The sequence below is a fragment of the Alteromonas sp. 5NW40-0090 genome (genome assembly GCF_057552975.1).
The window spans coordinates 169428-185982 of record NZ_BAAJLT010000007.1 but is presented as its reverse complement, the minus strand read 5'-3'; the positions used below and the strand labels follow the sequence as shown (position 1 = coordinate 185982).

14 protein-coding genes are annotated in these 16555 nt (G+C 44.6%); 9 read left to right on the top strand and 5 right to left on the bottom strand.

The window, feature by feature from the left end; all coding sequences use genetic code 11:
• Positions 1-98: 98 nt before the first annotated feature.
• From AC27KT_RS10595 to AC27KT_RS10585, 3 genes are all read left to right on the top strand, one after another.
• Positions 99-1775 (top strand): chloride channel protein, encoded by a 1677-nt coding sequence (locus AC27KT_RS10595; protein ID WP_039235311.1) that lies wholly within the window; start codon positions 99-101, stop codon positions 1773-1775.
• A 1-nt stretch (position 1776) separates the two neighbouring features.
• Positions 1777-2205, top strand: a complete 429-nt coding sequence (locus tag AC27KT_RS10590; protein ID WP_474809457.1) for a CopD family protein — start codon at positions 1777-1779, stop codon at positions 2203-2205.
• 196 nt (positions 2206-2401) lie between these two features.
• On the top strand, positions 2402-2593 hold the full coding sequence (locus tag AC27KT_RS10585) for a hypothetical protein (protein ID WP_039235315.1): 192 nt from the start codon (positions 2402-2404) through the stop codon (positions 2591-2593).
• A 60-nt stretch (positions 2594-2653) separates the two neighbouring features.
• Here the strand turns inward: AC27KT_RS10585 and AC27KT_RS10580 are convergent, their stop codons facing one another.
• Positions 2654-3355: a UPF0149 family protein gene (locus tag AC27KT_RS10580; RefSeq protein WP_487129751.1), complete on the bottom strand. Its 702-nt coding sequence runs from the start codon at positions 3353-3355 to the stop codon at positions 2654-2656.
• A gap of 253 nt (positions 3356-3608) precedes the next feature.
• On the opposite strand from AC27KT_RS10580, the gene AC27KT_RS10575 reads away from it, so the two are divergent.
• Complete coding sequence (locus AC27KT_RS10575) at positions 3609-4805, top strand: Nramp family divalent metal transporter (RefSeq protein ID WP_487129749.1); 1197 nt, start codon at positions 3609-3611, stop codon at positions 4803-4805.
• Between the two features lie 47 nt (positions 4806-4852).
• Here AC27KT_RS10575 and AC27KT_RS10570 read toward each other — a convergent pair whose 3' ends face one another.
• From AC27KT_RS10570 to typA, 3 genes are all read right to left on the bottom strand, one after another.
• Positions 4853-6028: a MalY/PatB family protein gene (locus tag AC27KT_RS10570; protein ID WP_487129747.1), complete on the bottom strand. Its 1176-nt coding sequence runs from the start codon at positions 6026-6028 to the stop codon at positions 4853-4855.
• A 263-nt stretch (positions 6029-6291) separates the two neighbouring features.
• Positions 6292-6669: a response regulator gene (locus AC27KT_RS10565; RefSeq protein WP_487129745.1), complete on the bottom strand. Its 378-nt coding sequence runs from the start codon at positions 6667-6669 to the stop codon at positions 6292-6294.
• A 565-nt stretch (positions 6670-7234) separates the two neighbouring features.
• Positions 7235-9067 carry a translational GTPase TypA gene (gene typA, locus AC27KT_RS10560; RefSeq protein ID WP_487129743.1) on the bottom strand — a complete coding sequence of 611 codons (1833 nt, stop codon included), beginning with the start codon at positions 9065-9067 and terminating at the stop codon, positions 7235-7237.
• Between the two features lie 457 nt (positions 9068-9524).
• Between typA and glnA the strand changes: the two genes are divergently transcribed.
• The 4 genes from glnA to glnG all read left to right on the top strand — a co-directional run bounded on the left by glnA (position 9525) and on the right by glnG (position 14416).
• On the top strand, positions 9525-10934 hold the full coding sequence (gene glnA / locus AC27KT_RS10555) for a glutamate--ammonia ligase (RefSeq protein WP_014999421.1): 1410 nt from the start codon (positions 9525-9527) through the stop codon (positions 10932-10934).
• 246 nt (positions 10935-11180) lie between these two features.
• Complete coding sequence (locus AC27KT_RS10550; protein WP_487129741.1) at positions 11181-11801, top strand: DUF4124 domain-containing protein; 621 nt, start codon at positions 11181-11183, stop codon at positions 11799-11801.
• A gap of 130 nt (positions 11802-11931) precedes the next feature.
• Positions 11932-13017 (top strand): nitrogen regulation protein NR(II), encoded by a 1086-nt coding sequence (glnL, locus tag AC27KT_RS10545; protein WP_487129739.1) that lies wholly within the window; start codon positions 11932-11934, stop codon positions 13015-13017.
• The gene (gene glnG / locus AC27KT_RS10540) at positions 13007-14416 is read left to right on the top strand and encodes a nitrogen regulation protein NR(I) (protein ID WP_487129737.1); all 1410 of its coding nucleotides are present in this window, start codon (positions 13007-13009) and stop codon (positions 14414-14416) included. The genes glnL and glnG overlap by 11 nt, the downstream gene beginning before the upstream one ends.
• Positions 14417-14472: 56 nt before the next feature.
• Here glnG and AC27KT_RS10535 read toward each other — a convergent pair whose 3' ends face one another.
• Positions 14473-15612, bottom strand: coding sequence for an HD-GYP domain-containing protein (locus AC27KT_RS10535; RefSeq protein WP_487129735.1), 1140 nt, complete (start codon positions 15610-15612; stop codon positions 14473-14475).
• Positions 15613-15815: 203 nt separating this feature from the next.
• Between AC27KT_RS10535 and AC27KT_RS10530 the strand changes: the two genes are divergently transcribed.
• Positions 15816-16541, top strand: a complete 726-nt coding sequence (locus AC27KT_RS10530) for a 1-acylglycerol-3-phosphate O-acyltransferase (RefSeq protein WP_487129733.1) — start codon at positions 15816-15818, stop codon at positions 16539-16541.
• The last annotated feature ends 14 nt before the right edge of the window (positions 16542-16555 follow it).

Genomic DNA, 16555 nt, shown 5'->3' with positions numbered 1-16555 from the left:
CATCAACAAAAAACACCGTGCGCTAAGGCGCTCTAAACATTATGAATTTTAGGTGTTTATGGTAAGCTTCTTTATACGTTAATCTACTGTACCACAACATGCGCTTGCAGGCTTTAAGAGAGGAAGTAGCTCATCCACGCACATCCATTCAGTTGTGCATGCTGGGCATTGTAGGGGGAACCTGCGCGGCGCTTATCATCATACTGTTTCGGCTGTGCGTAGAATGGCTACAAGAAACAGGCGTTTCGTCGCTTCAGTCGGTGCTTACCTATGACTGGCTAGTTTGGCTTATTATGCCATTTATCAGTGTAGGGTTAATTCTATTTATCGCCTTTCTTACGGGCTTCAAGCACTACCGTTTGGGAATTCCCTTTGTTATTCACAGAGTGAAGTACTATTACGGTCATATTCCATTTAGAACCACCATTAACCAGTTCTTTGGGGGCATGCTAGCCCTGGCCGGCGGTTTCGTTGTTGGTCGAGAAGGGCCTTCCGTTCATTTAGGCGCGTCAGGCAGTAGTTTCTTGGGGCAATGGCTTCGCTTGCCTTACAACAGTATTCGAATACTTGCAGGCTGCGGCATTGCGGCAGGGATATCGGCATCATTCAACACACCGTTTGCTGCCGTAATATTCGTGATGGAAGTGGTACTTAGAGAATACAAAATACATATTTTTGTTCCTGTCATGCTGGCTGCTGCTTGTGGCTCTGTGCTCACTCGCATTGTATTTGGGGAAGTAAACGAGCTTTCGTTTTTATCGTTTAATGCATTTAGTCAGTGGATGTATTTTTACTTGGTGCTACTAGGCATTCTGTTAGGCATGCTGGCAGTTTTATTCAATAGCCAGCTTATGCGGGTGATGACGTGGTTCAGGCCGGTTTCCATGGTGTGGCGTTTAATACTTGCTGCGCTAATTACCGGTACCATTGGTATGTTTATCCCTGAAGCCCTTGGCGCAAATTTTATCGATGTTGAGCACTTGTTTGATAGCTCCCCCGGCGCGCTGCTGTTGGTTTCTACTTTGGTGTTTAAAGTTATCTTGGCGGTATTTGCTATTGGCCTCGGTATTCCAGGAGGGATCATTGGCCCAGTGATGGTTATTGGCATGCTCGCTGGCGCCGTACTTTTATTGCCATTGTCGTACTTTATTGACGTACCCGAATTTACCAACAGCTTCGCCCTGTTAGGCATAGCAGGCATGTTGACCGCAGTATTGCACGCGCCTCTTGCAGCGCTCTCCGCGGTTATGGAGCTCTCGTACAGCCCGCAAATTATTTTACCAGCCATGTTGGTAATTGTGCCTGCTTACGTGACTTCTACGCAGTTCTTTGGCAACCGCTCTATTTTCATACGTCAGCTTGATTATCAAAATCTCCCTTACGCTATCTCGTCTATTCGTGAAGCACTTGAGAAAACGGGCGTACTTGCAGCGATGAATACCGAGTACAAGCTATTTCACGATGCGCCAGAGCAAGCGTTAATTAACTACTTAGAAAGCGATCCAACAAAAATTGTCATTCAGAAGTTAAAATTTGAAATAGATGTGCAGTATAAGCTGGTCCAATACAATGTGAGTTTGGAACACGATGCAACAGCGTTAAATTATTACGAAATGGAAGGTATTAGCGCGCAGTCTACGCTGCACGAAGTATACGAACACCTTAAAAATTCGCGCTCTGGCGCAGTTTATATTTACGATCAGGAGCTAAACGATATTATTGGCGTAGTAACGTGGAATATCTTACAAAGCTTCTTACAAAAGGCTCATTATTAGTATGTACATTTTATGGTTTAAAGCACTGCACATCTTTTTCATGCTGGCATGGATGGCAGGACTTTTCTATTTACCGCGACTTTTCGTGTATCACGCGACAACGAAATCTCAAGTGGTAAAAGACGAATTTAAGGTCATGGAACGCCGCCTTTGGTTGTTTGTTACTCCATTCGCCTTGTTAACTCTGGCATTCGGCGTTGCGCTTATTGTCAGCTATGGTGGAACGTGGTTTAAAATGTCGGGGTGGCTTCATATAAAGTTGCTGCTGCTTCTTGCTATTTACGGCTATCACTTCTATTTGTTTAAGTTAATGAAGCAATTTGCACGCGACGAAAATAGACACTCTCCGCGCTTTTATCGTTTTTTAAATGAAGCGCCGGTGCTTATCATTCTCGCCATCGTTTGCCTGGCTGTGGTAAAACCTTTATAAAAGTTTCAGCCAAACTAAATAGTAAAGGCGCACGTAAAAAGTTATTGAAAAGTCAGTACTCAAGGAACCAGTACTGCTGTGTAGTGTGAGAAGTAATTTTAAGCTTGTTGTTGAGAGTGTTGTAAGCATTGCACATAGTCGCCCAGAACCTGCTGTTTCTCGGGTTTAACGAATTGTTTTTATCGGAATTCTAACCATGGATGACAGTAATCAACACCTCAAGAATTTGCTCAAACAGACAGATATTGCCTTTAAGGCGCTTATGAGGGAGCCCGCTTCAAGGCTTCTTAACGAGCAATATGAAAAGGCAAAGCTTGAACTAGACAGCTATACTGCTTCACTTAAACACACGTTGAATCAACGACATCAACAACAAAGACAGCGCTAGTTTTAAATTAGCGCTTTTTGTTTTTTGCTTCTCCTGCAGCTCCCAGCTATCAAATTTTCCCTAAGTTACTTTGTTAAAGGTTTCAAATTGATTGGGTAACGCGCCTGCTAGCTCCCCTGACAACTTAGTGTAATCTGCCAGCACCGAAGGAAGCTGTTTAACAAGCATGTTTATATTACTTTCAAGCTGAGCAGCTTGTTTGTCGTTTCTGTAAGACAAGGCTAATTCAATATTAGCAAGCGTTGAAAAAAGCTTTAAACATCGAGACAGACGAGCCTCTGCGGGTTCTTTTTCCTCAGGCTCGTTACTATCACAGTTTTTCTTATTCGCCTTACTTTTTTCTAAATGCTTTTCCCAATGGTTCCACGCATTTTGCCACACAGGTTCTAATTGCTTGTGCACGTGTAAAAGTCCATTTAGCCAGCTTTCGAGCTCTTTCGAAGGCCTCGTCGCTCCTTGCACCTCTATCGCAACGGTTAATACATTAGGCATGGGCGACTTTTCCTGACGCATAAAATCCAAATGCGCCCGCAGGCCATTCATTAATGTATCAGCAAGCTTATCTACATCTTTGTCTACAAGGTGGCTGTCACTAGACTGTATGAGCCACGGCATCCACTGTTCGGGCATGGGAATTTCTGGAGCGGAGGCAACGGCAAAGATCATTCCATCTACGTAATAAGCATCCGGAAGCACATTTTCGAAACTGGGAAGCGAAACAATATCGCTGATTGTGTTTATTGGAAGCCTATCTTTCACCATTACCATCCTATTTTAATTTGCGTTCTCTTTTATGAAACGGTAGTCTGCGCGGCCACTTTGTAGAGGGCATGTTTTGTGACCTTATATCTACCCAAAATAATGGGAAATAAGGTAGAGAGTAAACAACAAACTTCTACACTGGGTACGCGACAATAGGTTTAAAACCAATCTGTTACTGTATTGGTTTAGCGGTACTGTTGCGTGCTCGCCTACCTATTGTCATGATAGCAAAACTTAACTAAGAGTCGTTGCAATGGCAAAAGATAAATCAGGATACATCATCGCGGCCGCCTTTATTGGCCCTGGAACAGTAACTACGGCAAGTCTGGCAGGTGCAAACTTTGGCTTTCACCTGGTATGGGCGCTCCTTTTCTCCATATTTGCAACTATTGTATTGCAAGACATGGCAGCGCGTTTGGGTGTGGCCAGCGGCCAAGGCCTAGCCAGTGCAATGAAAAATATGGCTTACAAGCCATGGCTAAAGAATCTTTTTATCGTGCTTATTGTCAGTGCTATCGGCATTGGCAACGCAGCCTATGAATCGGGCAACCTAACCGGCGCTGCAATCGGGCTAGACGCATTCATCAGTATAGGCATTGGCCCCTGGGCCACTATTTTGGGCACTATTGCTATAGTTTTACTCTGGTCGGGCAGCTACAAGTGGATAGAGACAGTACTAGTGTATCTGGTCTTTATCATGGCTGGTGTGTTTTTAGTGACGCTGTTGGTCGCCACACCTGATATCGCCGCGATGTTCAGTCAATTAATGTCTCCGCGACTGGACGCAGACGCCATTACCACGGTGCTGGCGCTTATTGGTACCACCATCGTGCCTTACAACTTGTTTCTTCACGCGAGCCTAGTTGCAAAATCATCGAAAGGCCAAGATAAACAAGAAGCGGTCGTCGCGTGCCGTAACCAGTCTGCGAGAGCTATTAGTATGGGTGGGCTTATTACGCTTATTGTAATGGCAACAGCAATGATGGCGTTCTTCAATCAAGCTGCCACTATGGACGCTTCGAACATGGGCGAACAGCTTAAACCGGTGTTAGGTGACAAAGCTCAGTGGTTCTTTGCACTAGGGTTATTCGCCGCAGGCTTAACCAGTGCTATCACTGCGCCGCTAGCAGCCGCTTATGCGGTAACAGGGGCGCTAGGGCTTTCTGACGATTTGCAAAGCAAGGGCTTTAAAGCGGTATGGTTTATCATCATTGTAGTGGGTGTCAGTGTTGCAGCACTTGGCTTTAAGCCCCTACCCGCCATCTTGTTTGCTCAAGCGACTAATGCTCTTTTACTGCCAATTATTGCCATATTTCTATTGGTCGTTATGAATAAAAGCACCGCACTGGGTGAATTTAGAAACACATGGAAAAGTAATCTAGCAGGCTTTCTAGTAGTGGGTACTGTGATTGGTTTAGGCCTGTATAAACTAGTCGGCGTATTTAGCTAACAGCCCCAAATTAGGGGGGCAGAGTCATGACTCTGCCCCCTAAATTTTTAGCTGGCAAGGCGTTGAAGAATATCTTGGAGCATCGCTTTGCTGCAGCCAAAGTTAATTCTGAAATGATCCGCCTTGTGAAAGTCGATGCCTGGTGACGGGCCTACGCCTTTTTCTTCGGCCCACTGCTGGACGTTTTCTACACCTAGTCCACTGGCGTCTACCCACGCAAGGAATGTCGCATCAGCTTTGAGCATTTTGAGACCGTCAATGCTGTTTACTGTGTTAAACACCATATCTCTGTTTTCACGTAAATAGGTAAGTTGCTGCTGGTGCCACTCGTCACATTGTGTGAATGCTGCTTCTGTAGCCGCTAAGCCCAAAACGGTAACCCAAGGTACTATACCCGCGGCGGCGTTGGTAAATGCCTGACGCAGTTGACGATTAGGAATAATGGCAAAAGACGTACCTAAGCCAGCAATATTAAATGTTTTACTGGCAGCCATTAGCGTAACGCTATTTTCAGCAAGGTTGGACTCGCGGCCAGCTGGGATGTGCTGTTTGCCTTCTTCTAAAATAAGGTCGCAGTGGATTTCATCAGAGCAAAGCTTAACGTTGTTCGCATTACAGATATCGGCAATGCGATCTAATTCTGCTTTAGTAAGCACCGAACCTACCGGGTTCATTGGGTTACAAAGAATAAACAGCTTACATTTTGGATCGGCGGCTTCTTTTTCTAACGCGTCAAAATCTAGGGTGTAGCGCGCCCCTTCAACACCTGAAATAGCGTCAGAACTAGTGCCATCGGCATTTTGTACTACCGTACCAATATCTACTCGCTCTAAACCATTGAGCTTGGGTGCAGCCAGCAACGGAGGATAATTAGGCGTTTGAATAAGTACCTTATCACCGGGTTCGCAATACGCCTTACACGCAACATTAAACGCAGGTACAACGCCTGGCGTCCATACTAGCCACTCTGGCTGTATCTCCCAGTTATGCTTTTCTTTAAGCCATCTCACTACAGCCTGAATAGCGCCTTCGTGATGTGCAGGCAGTATGTAACCCATGTTGCCATGCTCAACCTGACCCGAAATGGCGTCTAGAATTGGCTGCGCGCAACGAAACTCGGTATCAGCAACCCACGCAGGAATGATGTCTTTCCCTTTGTACTTTTGCCATTTAAACGAAAACGTGTCTTTTCTAGGAGGGGTATTATCGAATAAGGCGTTCACATTACATCCTGTTGCATAAAAACTTATGTCAACAGTGTAGAATCTTAGCGCCTCATAAACTAGAGGGGTGAGACGAATTAACCCGAATTTGCTATATCGAAATGTGCTTTATTAGAGATAAATAAATAGTTTTAAAAGCAAAAAAGATGAGCATTGCCGAATACGTCAGTGTTACGCAAGCCGTCATTAAGTCCGGTATGGATTTTCTGTTCATACAGATACGTTTAGCGTGTAAGCATTAAAGTGTAAGAACATCGATAGACTTAGCTAGCCTTAGACACCACTTCTTTCGACTTTTGTACAAGTTCTTCCATGTTAAGTGGCTTAGCCAAAAAACCGGTGACTTGCAGCTTACGGGCTTCTATTACTAACTCTTTGCTAGGGTCGGCAGTAATAAGTAAAAATGGAACATTCAAGCCCGATGACTGACAAGTTTTTAGGAGACTAAGTCCGTCATAATCTGGCATTACTTGATCACTAATGATCAAACTTATAGAGTCAGAACTTTGTTGCAGCAAAAAATCCCTTGCAAACTTACTACGCGTGAACGGATATACGGTAGCGTCTAATTGCGTTTCCAACGCGTCGGTTATAAGGTCAAGCGTGATAGGATCATCTTCAACTACTGCTACAGAAAACACTACCCTTCCCCTTTTATTAGGTCATTAGGCATAAATATTACAACGACTTAGCTTATGTGTTAAGGCATCAGTCTACGTTTATACCAATCCGCATAGATAATTGCCCACTCAGAAGGCGCTGGCAAGCTTCATAGCGAAGCGTGGGAATGTAGGAATGGTTGTTCCCTTTCAAATTCCCAGAATGAAGCTAGGAAGCTTGCCAGACCTTCCCGAAGGGCGAGTTTAAAATGTCCGTACTCTTTGTTGTGTCACCTTGATGTAGAACCACTATACCTGCGGTAACACGCCGCGATTACGAACATTTTAACCCTCGCTGAGTGGGTAATAATCTATGCGGATTGGTATTTTCAAGCATAGAATCTCTGAATGTATTTAACCACTAACCTTTGGTCGATATTTAAACTTTTTCTAGCGTTTAGCTAGCGCTGTTAAATTTATGAAAATGGTAAGTAATCAGTTGCTTTATCGAGAGTAATTTATAGGTATTACATTTTGGCAGAGAATGAAATAAAAAATGCCAGCAAAAAGCTGGCATTTTCAAAATCAATGTAAGTCTTAGAAGCTATTAAGACTTAGGTGCACGTGATGCACGCTTACGCTCGTTTTCAGTAAGAAGCTTCTTACGAATACGGATAGATTCAGGCGTTACTTCTACTAGTTCGTCGTCATCGATGAACTCAAGCGCTTGCTCAAGTGACATTCTGATAGGCGGAACAAGTGTTTGCGCTTCGTCAGTTCCTGACGCACGAACGTTAGTAAGCTGCTTACCTTTAAGCGCGTTAACAGTAAGGTCGTTGTCACGGCTATGAATACCGATAACCATACCTTCGTAAACTTCAACACCGTGACCGATAAATAGGCGACCGCGTTCTTGAAGGTTAAACAGGGCGTTAGTTAGCGCTTTACCATTTGCGTTGGCAATAAGTACACCGTTCTTACGCTTACCAATAATACCGCCTTTGTACGGACCATAGTGATCGAACGTGTGATATAGCAAACCAGAACCCGACGTCAACGTCATGAACTCTGTTTGGAAACCAATTAGGCCACGGCTTGGAATGATAAAGTCAATACGCACACGACCTTTACCATCTGGAGACATGTCAGTCATTTCTGCTTTACGCAGACCAAGCTGTTCCATGATTGAACCCTGGTGCTGTTCTTCACAGTCGATAGTCAAGGTCTCATATGGTTCTTGCGTTGCGCCGTCAACTTCTTTCAGAATTACTTCTGGACGTGATACTGCAAGCTCGTAACCTTCACGACGCATGTTTTCGATAAGAATACCTAGGTGAAGCTCACCACGACCCGATACGCGGAACTTGTCTGGATCAGGCATTTCTTCAACGCGCAGTGCAACGTTGTGAACTAGTTCGTCTTTAAGACGCTCAAGGATATTACGTGAGGTTACGTATTTACCTTCTTTACCTGCAAACGGCGAGGTGTTTACCTGGAACGTCATGGTTACTGTAGGCTCGTCAACCGTAAGTGGAGGAAGTGCTTCTACAGTGTTGACGTCACAAATGGTGTCAGAGATCTTAAGTTCACCAAGACCTGTGATTGCAATGATGTCGCCCGCGTGAGCAGATTCAACTTCATGACGAGCAAGACCAAGGTAACCATATACAAGGCCAACTTTACCATTGCGCTTTTTGCCATCAGCAGTAACAACCGTTACTTGTTGGTTAGGCTTAACAGAACCACGCTTAACACGACCTACGCCGATTACACCCACGTATGAGTTGTAGTCAAGCTGAGAGATCTGCATTTGGAATGCGCCGTCGATATCTGCATCTGGAGGAGAAACCTGATCAACGATAGTTTGGAACAATGCCGTCATATCGTTTTCTTTAGTATCTGCATCTAGTGATGCCCAACCGTTAAGTGCAGACGCATAAACAACTTGGAAATCTAGCTGTTCGTCAGTTGCACCTAGGTTGTCGAATAGGTCGAAAACTTGATCCATAACCCAATCAGGACGCGCACCAGGCTTGTCGATTTTGTTGATAACAACAATTGGCTTAAGACCTTGAGCAAATGCCTTTTGCGTAACGAAACGAGTTTGTGGCATCGGGCCTTCCTGCGCGTCTACAAGTAGAAGTACAGAGTCAGCCATCGACATTACACGCTCTACTTCACCACCGAAGTCAGCGTGTCCCGGAGTGTCTACGATGTTGATACGGTAGTCGTTCCAGTTAATCGCTGTATTCTTAGCTAGGATGGTAATGCCACGTTCTTTCTCGATGTCGTTCGAGTCCATTACGCGCTCTTCTTGCTCGCCTCGAGATTCAAGGGTGCCAGACTGCTGTAACAGTTTGTCTACCAGGGTGGTTTTACCGTGGTCAACGTGGGCGATGATTGCGATGTTACGCAATTTATTAATATCAGTGGTATTCATGCTTATATAGAGCCTGTGTAAATCAACGTCTACTTCAATTCAGTGGAAAGGAGTATGCGTTAGATTTGTTGCAAAAAAATGCAGATAGAAAAATTTGCGCGGATTGTACAGAAAAACCACGACGTTTGCGCATCTTTTTTTTGATGGATTGGTGTTTTGTTGCTTTTTAAACACTTGTTCAACAAATAACCAGCTATATTGCACCGAATTGATCATAATTGGTGGTCATCCGTTACAAAGTAAACTAGGCTCATTGACGTACAAATGAGCATTAAACACCATAGTGGTGCATCGCCGCACCATCATGGTGCGTTTTAATTTAAAAGGAAGTGATGAATGCCTGTCTATGCCGCAGAAATCGGCACACATATAGATGGCATGATAATCGCTTTCACTTTTGCCACTGTTGGAGTGAAGCTGATCATTCCGCATTTTTACATTAAACCTGGAGGACACGATGTCAGTAGAAAAGGCATTAGAGCTGATTAAAGAAAGTGAAGCGAAGTTTGTAGATTTACGTTTTACCGATACAAAAGGTAAAGAACAACACGTATCTATCCCTGCGGGCCTAGTTGATGAAGAGTTTTTCGAAGAAGGTAAAATGTTCGACGGTTCTTCAATCGCTGGCTGGAAAGGTATTAACGAATCAGACATGGTTCTTCTTCCAGATGCTGACAGCTGTGTTGTTGACCCTTTCGCAGAAGAGACACAAGTAAATATTCGTTGTGACATCGTTGAGCCTTCAACAATGGAAGGTTATGAGCGTGACCCACGTTCAGTTGCTCGCCGCGCAGAAGAGTTCCTAAAATCAACTGGCATCGGTGACACTGTATTCTTTGGTCCAGAGCCTGAGTTCTTCCTATTCGACGACGTTAAATTCCATACTGACATGGCGGGTTCTTTCTACAAGATTGACTCTTCTGAGGCAAAGTGGAACTCTGGCGAAGAGTTTGAAGGCGGTAACATGGCGCACCGTCCTGGCGTTAAAGGCGGTTACTTCCCAGTACCTCCAGTAGATTCTGCACACGATATCCGTGCTGCAATGTGCTTAGTTATGGAAGAAATGGGCCTTGTAATTGAAGCGCACCACCATGAAGTAGCAACTGCTGGCCAAAACGAAATTGCTTGCCAATTCAACACGCTAGTTAAGAAAGCTGACGAAATCCAAATTTACAAGTATGTAGTTCACAACGTTGCACACGCATACGGTCAAACTGCTACCTTTATGCCCAAGCCTCTAGTTGGCGACAACGGTTCTGGTATGCACTGCCACCAATCTATCTCTAAAGATGGCGTAAACATCTTCGCGGGTGACAAGTACGCGGGTCTTTCTGAAGAAGCACTATACTACATCGGCGGTATCATCAAGCACGCGCGTGCAATCAACGCCTTTGCGAACGCTTCTACTAACTCATACAAGCGTCTAGTTCCTGGATTCGAAGCACCGGTAATGCTTGCATACTCTGCACGTAACCGTTCTGCGTCTATTCGTATTCCTCACGTAACTAGCGATAAAGCGCGTCGTATCGAAGTACGTTTCCCTGACCCAACAGCTAACCCATATCTAGCGTTCACCGCTATGCTTATGGCAGGTATTGACGGTATTAAGAATAAGATCCACCCTGGCGATTCAATGGATAAAGACTTGTACGACCTACCGCCAGAAGAAGCTGCTGAAATTCCAACAGTTGCAAGCTCGCTAGAAATGGCACTTGAAGCTCTTGATAACGACCGCGACTTCTTGAAAGCAGGTGGCGTTATGACTGACGACATGATTGATGCATACATCGACCTCAAGTCTGAAGAAGTAACAAAACTAAACATGACTACTCACCCAGTTGAGTTCGACATGTACTACAGCGTGTAAATTCACACTGTATAGCAATTTATACTAAAGCCCGCTCTGCGGGCTTTTTTTATGCGCGCTTATTATCTACTATGTTTAAATAGCACTGTGAAAAAGCACTTTTTAAAAACGACACCTTCAATGAAATGGGTTAACCATTCACCTCATTCAGGTGTGGTCAAATAGATTCAGCGATAGGGTCTACGTAGTAAAAGAGTAATTTAGCCAACCCAAACAACATTGATTAGGTAACCACACGAGCAAAACATGAAGCGAAAACATTGCTTAGCCTCACTGCTGATTGGCGGTACTTTAGGATTAGGTTCTCTGCACGCGGCTGTGCTTAGTCAGGATAATGAAAGAGAAAATGTGCAGCAGAATGCAGCAACTCAAGACGCTGAAGTCTCAGCCGCTGCTGCGTCGTCTTCACCAACGACAATATATAAGGTGGTTGGAAAAGATGGCACTATAATTTTCACCGATAAGCCGCAGGAGAATGCTGAAGCTTTAGCGTTCGATGAAAAAACGCAGAATGTAGTTACCGCAGCAAAAGTTACACCTCCCCCTCCAACAACGCTTGCGCCCCCTAAACCGAATTACCGCGTAGTGATCAAATCTCCTGCACCGGAAGCGACAATCCGAAATAACTTAGGAGAATTAACCATCTCTGCGGCACAACCTGGTGCACCCAAAGCGCCAATTTATCGATTAATATTTGACGACGCCCCATTAGCTAGCAATAGTTCAGGCGTTTTTAGACTTTCTGGTATCCATCGTGGGGCACACACTTATAAAGTTGAACTAACCAACAATACGGGCAAGACTCTTGCATCGTCTCCACTACAAACCCTTTACCTTCATCAGGCATCGGCGTTAATTAATAACTAATAGCGTGCAACCACTGTTGTGTATGCGCACCATAGAGGTTCAGTGAATATTTCATCTTGGTCTCTTTATTCGCGTAACGCTTCATTGCAAGCTACAATGCACAATTATGGTGCAAAGGAGACGAGCTCGGATGCAATCTACCGAGTTAGAAACACAACAGCTTATCAATAGCCTTAATACCGCATTGGTAATGGTAGACAACAAACTTTCAATTGTTTACGCCAATCATGCGGGAGAAGCATTGTTTGAGACTGGGTTGAAACAACTTATCGGACACCCTCTCCAAGACTTTTTCTTGCCCGGCACAATAGAAACTACCCGCCTTAAAGCCGCCATTAGGAAAGGTGAAGATTTTACCGAAAACGAAATTAAGTTGGCATTTAGAGATAACCGCTATGTATCCGCCGATTTGACCGTCACAAACTTACACTTTGAAGATGGCCCAAGGCTATTGTTCGAAGTAAAAAAAATTGACCAGCAAAAGCGTATTTCTCGAGAGAATTTACAAAACGCGCAGCACTACGCGGCACGAGAGTTAGTGAGAGGTCTAGCTCACGAGATAAAAAACCCGCTAGGCGGTATTAGGGGCGCAGCACAGCTATTAGAAAAAGAGCTGACGGAAGAGCATAAAGAATTCACGCGTATGATCATTGAGCAATCTGATCGCCTGCGAAACTTAGTTGACCGCTTGCTAGGGCCAAACTCATTGCCTCGGTTCGAAGAAAGTAACGTGCATCAGGCACTTGAAAAAATACGCAGTTTAATGCGTTTTGACTCGGACAACCCCATAACTATAGTGCGCGACTATGACCCAAGTATCCCTCCGCTCATGCTCGACCCTGACATGATTCAGCAAGCGGTATTGAACATTGTGCGCAATAGCGTTCAGGCACTAACCGAAAGTCAAACACCTAACCCCGAAATTAGGCTGGTGACGCGAATAGAACGTCAAATGACAATTCAAACAAAGCGTCATGCATTGGTAGCAAAAATTAAGATCATTGATAACGGTCCAGGCATTCCAGCTGAAATTAAAGACACACTTTTCTATCCCATGGTCACGAGTAAGCAAAATGGCTCTGGGCTGGGTTTGTCGATATCACAAACCTTAATAAACCACCACGGCGGCAAAATAGATGTAGACAGCTACCCTGGTCACACTGAGTTCGTAATTTACATACCAATAGATCGTAAGGAGACAGACGATGACGAATGAGTCTGTGTGGATTGTCGATGATGACAGTTCTATTCGTTGGGTGCTGCAAAAGGCCTTACAAGCAGCTGATATCAGCTGTTTGAGTTTTGAAAACCCTGAAGATTTATTGCTTCAACTTCAAAGCGGTCAAGCCCCTGAAGTCATCATTTCAGATATAAGAATGCCACAAATGGACGGCATGACATTATTGAACGAAGTACACGCATCGCACCCACTGCTTCCCGTCATCATTATGACAGCGCATTCGGATTTAGACAGTGCTGTTAATGCTTATCAAAAAGGGGCATTTGAATACTTGCCAAAACCTTTTGATATTGACGAAGCGGTAACCTTATCCCAACGTGCGCTTGCTCACGCAAGAGAGCAATCAACCGTTTCAAAAACGCAAGTTGAAGATGTAGTAACAGAAATTATCGGTGAAGCGCCTGCTATGCAGGAAGTTTTCCGTGCCATAGGTAGACTTTCACGTTCTTCAATTAGCGTGCTTATCAACGGCCAATCGGGTACGGGTAAAGAACTGGTGGCGCACGCGCTTCACAGACACAGCCCCAGAGCGAGCAAACCTTTCATTGCGCTTAATATGGCCGCTATTCCCGCCGATTTAGTAGAGTCTGAACTATTCGGACATGAAAAGGGCGCGTTTACCGGAGCCCAAGCTGCTCGTCAGGGCCGCTTTGAACAGGCCGATGGCGGTACTTTATTCTTAGACGAAATCGGTGATATGCCGCTAGATGTGCAAACCCGCCTACTCCGCGTGCTCGCAGACGGTCAGTTTTATCGCGTTGGTGGACATCAGTCGGTGAGTGTAGACGTACGTATTATCGCTGCAACTCACCAAAACTTAGAGCAGAGGGTTGCTGAAGGTAAATTTAGGGAAGATTTATTCCACCGCTTAAACGTTATTCGTGTGCACCTTCCATCGCTGAACGAACGCCGCGAAGATATTCCACTGTTAACGCACCACTTTCTTCGCCGAGCAGCCAAAGAGCTTGATGTAGAAGCTAAAAGCATTTCTAAAGAAGCTGAGCGCGTAATGTCTCAATTACCCTGGCCTGGCAACGTTAGACAGCTTGAAAACGTGTGCAGATGGTTAACCGTAATGGCAAGTGGGCAGGAAGTTTTGCCAAGTGATCTGCCACCGGAAATTCATAGTGATAGCAGTATTGAAAAGCCTACAGCAGAGTCTGGTGATTGGCCTGACTTACTCGCAAGCTGGACCGACAAACAGCTTCGCGACGGTCATCACAACATTCTAAATGACGCGATGCTTACGTTTGAGCGCGTTATGCTTGAACGTGCGCTTCAGCACACACACGGCCACAAGCAAGACGCTGCTAAACGTTTAGGATGGGGTAGAAACACGCTTACAAGAAAATTAAAAGAATTAGGTGTTAACTAAGCCTTTGCGTTTTCCAGATAGCAGAGAAAGCCCTCTGCTATCTGATACTCTTTTAATTACTGCCCTTTAGTTAAAAGCGCTGTCATCGCCTGATTAAACAGTCTCACCCACTTCATACTGAACTGGCCTTTGGCACTGCGGTTGATCTCTATCACCGCTTCTTTTTTGGAAAGCACATTATCTTCATTGTGCGCTCTGGGGTGCGTCATTGCGTCGTAGGTATCGACAATGGCAAGTAGTTTCGCGCCTTCACAGATATCGTCTTCTTTTATGCCTAGCGGATAACCGGTCCCATCGGTGCGCTCATGGTGTTGCATCACTATTTTACGTGCCATGTCCCATTGGTCTAGGTGCTCTAACAAACGGGCGCTTTTGTAAACATGAGATCGCATCAGATTAAACTCGATATCAGTCAATTCATCGCCTTTATGCAGCAGCTTTAAAGGCATAAACGCCATGCCAAAATCATGAACGTAACTGGCTACTGCCAGCTGATCTTCGTCAATTGGATTTTCAGCAACATCGTTAATATACATGGCTAATTTAGCAATACGATCACCCCTTCCCCCCCAATAGTTAGAGCGACGTTCAATGGTTTGCATTAGGTCACGGAAAAACAAAATATCTTGTTTCTTTTCACTGCTAATGTCTTTTGGTATACCCGTTGCCGCTAATGTAGGTGGTTTTATCTGAACGCTCTGCGGGTCATCATCATCGGCAACAATATCTAACGCCGGATTTAACAGTAACACCGCTTCGGTAAGACGCTTTTCGTGTTCCGCTGTATTTTCAGGTGTTACACGACCAATTGCTAACACCAGTTGATTGTGAAGGTTATCGTCATACTCGGCCTTACCGTCAGCCATCACAGCCTCAACAAAGGCCTTCACCCTATCCATCGTCAGTAGCACCAAGTCGCTCATGGTACTGGTATACGCTACCTGTCCCTTGCGCAAGTAATCGAGTAAATCTTCGACATGCTGCAAAAGCGGGATCATGGGAGAGAAGTTAACCAAGCCCAAATCGCCTTTAATGGTGTGGATTGAGCGAAACAAAGCACGCTGCAGTTCGTTATCTTCGGGGCGAAGCTCTAGCTCGATCAAGGTTTGTTCACTTGATTCGTAGAGTTCGTTTATTTCCTCCATAAGGTCAGCAAGAATATCTTCTTCTAGGTCGTCTGGAGTAAATGTCTGCATGTACTGGTTACCGAGTCAGGTTCAATTAAACTATTTCTTATTGTAATTCGGTATCGGCAAAATTTCCTCATACTAAAGGTGATAAAAGAGGAACTTTCACGAGTGATGCACCGTGTAAGTCTTAATGCTGTAAAAACTCATCGGACAAGTGTACGCTGAAACTTCATCTATACTGCGCGCGTCAATTGTATCTAGGAGTTGTTTTGATTGCTTTATTTCGTATACCGGCACTGTTTATCGCCTTTTTATTAATCAACATTATTTTGTTGATCATTTGTATCGTGCGCCCTTTTCACAAGGATAACGTCCATGCTGCCGGTAGTTTGTATTCTCTCATGGCTAAAATAGTGGGCCTCAAAATTATCATACAAAGAGACCCCGCTGTACAAACGAACGAGCCTTATGTTTTCATCGCTAATCACCAAAACAGCTTTGATGTAATTACAATTTGTAAAGCTGCTCTTCCCGGCGTGGTCACTATTGGTAAAAAAAGTTTGAAGTGGATCCCTATCTTTGGCCAAATTTATTGGCTGTCTGGGAATATCATGATCGATAGAAAAAATTCAGGAAAAGCGCGCAATACCTTGGATATTGCCGCCAACCGTATCGCCAAGAAGAAAACATCTGTATGGCTTTTTCCTGAAGGAACGAGAAGTTATGGCAGAGGTATTCTACCTTTCAAACAAGGCGCATTTCGTTTGGCCAAAACCACTAATGAGCCGATTGTCATGGTAACGGCTAGCAATTTACACAACAAAGTGAAGTGGAATCGTTGGAACAACGGTATTGTACTTATTGATATTTCTGCGCCTGAACCGCTAACGGAAGAGCGTTCGATCAAAGAGTGGATGGCCTATTTCAATGATGAAATGAAACAAAAGTTTGATGCGCTCAATACACAGGTCGATGAACTGGAAAAAAGCAGGTAAACTTGCGCCTAAAT